This is a genomic window from Flavobacterium sp. (genome assembly GCF_003525665.1).
Taxonomy (GTDB): Bacteria; Bacteroidota; Bacteroidia; order Flavobacteriales; family Flavobacteriaceae; genus Flavobacterium.
Genome location: NZ_DQDX01000188.1, coordinates 15,043 through 15,441, shown reverse-complemented (window position 1 = coordinate 15,441; position 399 = coordinate 15,043). Strand labels below are relative to the sequence as shown.

General features: G+C 34.3%; 1 protein-coding gene. It reads left to right on the top strand.

The window, feature by feature from the left end:
• The coding region (locus DIU01_RS13270; protein ID WP_290835209.1) for an outer membrane beta-barrel protein at positions 1-363 on the top strand (363 nt) is incomplete at its 5' end.
• Positions 364-399 lie beyond the last annotated feature (36 nt).

Here is a 399-nt window from a genome sequence, read left to right as displayed (position 1 = left end):
GATAAGACAAATTTAACTGCTGGAGTTGATATTGGTTCGCAACAAAGTGCCAATAAAAGTGACAAATACGACACTTGGTATTCGCCAGTTTTGATTTTGCAATACAAACCGACAGCTAAAATTCAGTTGGCTGCAAGAGGTGAATATTATGATGATGAGAAAGGTGTAATCATTGCAACTGGAACTGAAAACGGATTTAAAACTTACGGATTTTCGGCAAACTTTGATTATTTAGTTTCAGATAATGTGATGTTTAGAATTGAAGCTAGAAACTTAGCAAGTAAAGACGAAGTTTTTTTGAAAAACGGAAATCCAACGGATAACAATACTTTTTTAACGACTTCATTGGCGATTTCGTTTTAATTATTTGCCACGAAGACGCTAAGTCGCAAAGTTTTT